Genomic DNA, 4,550 nt, shown 5'->3' on the forward strand with positions numbered 1-4,550 from the left:
CTGGAGCACCGGCTGCGCGAGCTCGCCTTCCTCAATTCAGGCGTGCGCATCGTGCTGACCGACGCCCGCCACGCCGACCTCGTGCGCCATGAGCTGCACTATGACGGCGGCCTCGAGGAGTTCGTGAAATATCTCGACCGGGTCAAGAAGCCGCTGATCGAAAAGCCGATCGCGATCCGCGCCGAGCGCGACGGCATCACCGTCGAGGTGGCGATGTGGTGGAACGACAGCTATCACGAGAATGTGCTGGCCTTCACCAACAACATCCCGCAGCGCGATGGCGGCACGCATCTGGCCGGCTTCCGCGGCGCGCTGACGCGGCAGATCACTGCATACGGCGAATCTTCCGGCCAGACCAAGAAGGAAAAGGTGTCTCTTACCGGCGACGACTGCCGCGAAGGCCTGACCGCCGTTCTCTCGGTCAAGGTGCCGGATCCGAAATTCTCTTCGCAGACCAAGGACAAGCTGGTCTCTTCGGAAGTCCGCCCGGTGGTGGAAGGGCTAGTGAACGAGGCATTGGGCACCTGGCTGGAGGAGCATCCGACCGAAGGCAGGGTGGTGGTCGAAAAGGTGATCCAGGCAGCCGCGGCGCGCGAGGCCGCGCGCAAGGCGCGCGACATCACCCGCAAGAGCACGCTCGGCGTCACCTCGCTGCCAGGCAAACTTGCCGACTGCCAGGAACGCGACCCGGCGAAATCGGAAATCTTCATCGTCGAGGGTGACTCGGCCGGCGGCTCGGCCAAGGGCGGGCGCTCGCGCCAGAACCAGGCCATCCTGCCGCTGCGCGGCAAGATCCTGAACGTCGAGCGCGCGCGCTTCGACCGCATGTTGAGTTCCGACATGATCGGCACGCTGATCACCGCGCTCGGCACCTCGATCGGCAAGGACGAGTTCAACGCCGACAAGCTGCGCTACCACAAGATCATCCTGATGACCGACGCCGACGTCGACGGCGCCCACATCCGCACGCTGCTGCTCACCTTCTTCTTCCGGCAGATGCCGGAGCTGATCGAGCGCGGCCATCTCTACATCGCCCAGCCGCCGCTCTACAAAGTGACGCGGGGAAAAAGCTCGCAATACCTCAAGGACGAAGGCGCCTATGAGGAATATCTGATCGACTCCGGGCTGGAGGAGGCTTCGCTGACGCTGGCGTCCGGCGAAGTGCGCACCGGACAGGACCTGCGCGGCGCCATCGACGACGCGCTGGCGGTGCGGCACCTGATCAACGGGCTGCACACGCGCTACAACCGCGATGTCGTCGAGCAGGCGGCGATCGCCGGCGCGCTCAATGCCGATGTGCTCGCCGATCTCGGCCGCGCCAATGCCATGGCCGAACGCGTCGCGAGGCGGCTCGACCTGATTGCCGAAGAGACCGAGCGTGGCTGGACCGGACACCTGTCGACTTCCAATGACGGCACCGGCGGCTACGTGTTCGAGCGCACGGTGCGCGGCGTCAAGGAATTCGTGCAGCTTGACGCCGGGCTGATCAATTCGGCCGATGCGCGCCAGCTAGACCGCTATGCCTCGCGCCTGGCCGAGATCTACAGCGAGCCGCCGGTGCTGCGCCGCAAAGATGTGGCCGAGACCATTTCAGGGCCGCTGGCGCTGCTCAACGCGGTGTTCGCCACCGGCCGCAAGGGGCTCACCATGCAGCGTTACAAGGGCCTTGGCGAAATGAACGCCGAGCAGCTCTGGGAAACCACGCTCGATCCGAATGTGCGCTCGCTGCTGCAGGTCAAGGTGGCGGATGCGACGGACGCAGACAGCCTGTTCTCGCGGCTGATGGGCGACGAGGTGGAGCCGCGCCGCGAGTTCATCCAGGACAACGCGCTGTCGGTGGCCAATCTGGACATTTGAGCGGGGATCCGGCCGACAGCCTTCTGCAACAAAAAAGCCCGGCGAGCCGGGCTTTTTTTGTTGCGCAAGCTGCGACTGGTCAGTGATCCATGGCCTTGACGATTTCCTCGGTCATCTTCTTGGCGTCGCCGAGCAGCATCATGGTGCCGTCCTTGTAGAACAGCGTGTTGTCGATGCCGGCATAGCCGGAGCCGAGCGAGCGCTTGACGAAGAGGCAGGTGCGGGCCTTGTCGACGTCGAGGATCGGCATGCCGTAGATGGGCGAGGACTTGTCGTCGCGCGCGGACGGGTTGGTGACGTCGTTGGCGCCGATGACATAGGCGACGTCGGCCTGCGCGAACTCGGAGTTGATGTCCTCCAATTCGAACACCTCGTCATAGGGCACGTTGGCCTCGGCGAGCAGCACGTTCATGTGGCCGGGCATGCGGCCGGCGACCGGGTGGATGGCGTACTTCACCTCGACGCCGTTGGCCTTGAGCTTGTCGGCCATCTCGCGCAGCGCGTGCTGCGCCTGGGCGACCGCCATGCCGTAGCCCGGCACGATGATGACCTTCTGGGCGTTCATCATCAGATAGGCGGCGTCGTCGGCCGAGCCCTGCTTGACGGTGCGCTCGATGCCGTCGTCGGCAGCGGCAGCGGTCTCGCCGCCGAAGCCGCCGAGGATGACCGAGATGAAGGAGCGGTTCATGCCCTTGCACATGATGTAGGACAGGATCGCACCGCTGGAGCCGACCAGCGCGCCGGTGATGATCAGCGCCAGGTTGCCAAGCGTGAAGCCGAGCGCGGCCGCGGCCCAGCCCGAGTAAGAATTCAGCATCGACACCACGACCGGCATGTCGGCGCCGCCGATCGGGATGATCAGGAGCACGCCGAGCACCAGCGAGGCGGCCACGATCAGCCAGAAGACCAGCTTGGACTCGGTGTTGACCAGAAGCACGATCAGCACGAACAGCGCGACGCCGAGCGCGATGTTGATGAGGTGGCGGCCGCCGATCATGATCGGCTTGCCGGACATGCGGCCGTCGAGCTTCAGGAAGGCGATGACCGAGCCGGTGAAGGTGATGGCGCCGATAGCGACACCGAGGCTCATTTCGACCAGCGCCTGGGCGTGGATGTCGCCCGCCGTGCCGATGCCGAAGCTTTCCGGCGCATAGATGGCGGCGGCCGCAACCATGACGGCGGCGAAGCCGACGAGCGAGTGGAAGGCGGCGACAAGCTGCGGCATCGATGTCATTGCGATGCGGCGCGCAGTCACCGCGCCGATGCTGCCGCCGATGGCGAGACCCAGCACGATCAGGCCGAAGCGGCCGGCCGAAGGCAGCGCCAGCGCCAGCGTGGTGCAAAGAGCGATGCCCATGCCGATCATGCCGTAGAGATTGCCCCGGCGGCTGGTGGTCGGATGCGACAGGCCGCGCAGCGCCAGGATGAACAGGATGCCGGAGACCAGATAGAGGAAGGAAGCGAGATTGACGGTCACGTCACTTGTCCTTCTTCTTGTACATGCCCAGCATGCGCTGGGTGACGAGGAAGCCGCCGAAGATGTTGACCGAGACCAGCACGAGCGCGACGAAGCCGAAGCCCGCGGCAAGACCGGAGGCCGCGATGCCGACGGCGAGCAGCGCGCCGACGACGATGACCGAGGAGATGGCGTTGGTGACGGCCATCAGCGGCGTGTGCAGCGCCGGCGTCACCGACCACACGACATAATAGCCGACGAAGATCGCCAGCACGAAGATGGCGAAGCGGAAGACGAAGGGATCGATGGCGCCGCCCGAGAGCGCGTGCGCCGCGTTGCCGGCAGCCTCGGCACCGGCGGGCGCGTTGGCCAGGTCCTGCACGGCAAGGCGAACGGCGGCGGTCGCCTGATCGAGCTGATCGAGGGCTTTCTGCAGGGCGTCCATCACGCGGTCCCTTTCGACTTGGACGAGGCCGACTTGGCTGCGGCAGGTTTCTTCGCCGCCGCCTTCTTCGGCGCGGCATCGGCGACCATGGTCTTGGCGGGTATCGCAGCGGGTTCGGTGCGCTCACCGGCCGCCTTGGCGAAGTTGGGATGAACGACCTGCCCAGCGTCGGTCAGCATCGTCGCCTTGACCAGTTCGTCGTCGCGCTTGATGGCAAGCGTCTTCGTCGCCTTGTCGACCATCGTCTCGAGGAAGGCGTAAAGGTTCTTGGCATAGAGCAACGAGGCCGATGCCGCGACGCGGCCGGGCACGTTGAGATGGCCGACGATCTTGACGCCGTTTTCCGTCGTCACGACCTTGCCTGGCACCGCGCCCTCGACATTGCCGCCGCGCTCGACGGCAAGATCGACGATCACCGAGCCCGGCTTCATCGAGGCGACCATGGCGGCCGAGACCAGCTTCGGCGCCGGGCGACCGGGGATCAGCGCCGTGGTGATGACGATGTCCTGCTTGGCGATGTGCTCGGCGGTGAGTGCCGCCTGCTTGGCCTGGTATTCCTTCGACATTTCCTTGGCATAGCCGCCGGCGGTCTCCGCCGCCTTGAACTCGTCGTCCTCGACCGCCAGGAATTTCGCGCCGAGCGACTGCACCTGCTCCTTCACCGCCGGCCGCACGTCGGTTGCGGTGACGACGGCGCCGAGGCGACGCGCGGTGGCGATGGCCTGCAGGCCGGCGACGCCGACACCCATGATGAAGGTCTTCGCCGCCGGCACGGTGCCGGCGGCGAAGACC

The 4,550-nt window shown here is 65.9% G+C and carries 3 protein-coding genes and 1 pseudogene; 1 reads left to right on the forward strand and 3 read right to left on the reverse strand.

Annotation, left to right across the window (positions count from 1 at the left end):
• A partial coding sequence (locus tag EOA29_RS26125; protein WP_127221815.1) for a DNA gyrase subunit B occupies positions 1-1,857 on the forward strand: 1,857 nt, incomplete at its 5' end.
• 79 nt (positions 1,858-1,936) lie between these two features.
• Here the strand turns inward: EOA29_RS26125 and EOA29_RS26130 are convergent.
• The 3 genes and pseudogenes from EOA29_RS26130 to EOA29_RS26140 form a co-directional block, all read right to left on the reverse strand.
• Positions 1,937-3,334: an NAD(P)(+) transhydrogenase (Re/Si-specific) subunit beta gene (locus tag EOA29_RS26130; RefSeq protein WP_127221816.1), complete on the reverse strand. Its 1,398-nt coding sequence runs from the start codon at positions 3,332-3,334 to the stop codon at positions 1,937-1,939.
• 1 nt (position 3,335) lies between these two features.
• The gene (locus tag EOA29_RS26135) at positions 3,336-3,758 is read right to left on the reverse strand and encodes an NAD(P) transhydrogenase subunit alpha (RefSeq protein ID WP_127221817.1); all 423 of its coding nucleotides are present in this window, start codon (positions 3,756-3,758) and stop codon (positions 3,336-3,338) included.
• Positions 3,758-4,550: pseudogene (locus EOA29_RS26140) on the reverse strand (NAD(P)(+) transhydrogenase (Re/Si-specific) subunit alpha); the annotation flags it as partial. The pseudogene EOA29_RS26140 and the gene EOA29_RS26135, both read right to left, overlap by 1 nt.

Origin of the sequence: Mesorhizobium sp. M1E.F.Ca.ET.063.01.1.1, assembly GCF_003998155.1 — a bacterium.
GTDB lineage: Bacteria > Pseudomonadota > Alphaproteobacteria > Rhizobiales > Rhizobiaceae > Mesorhizobium.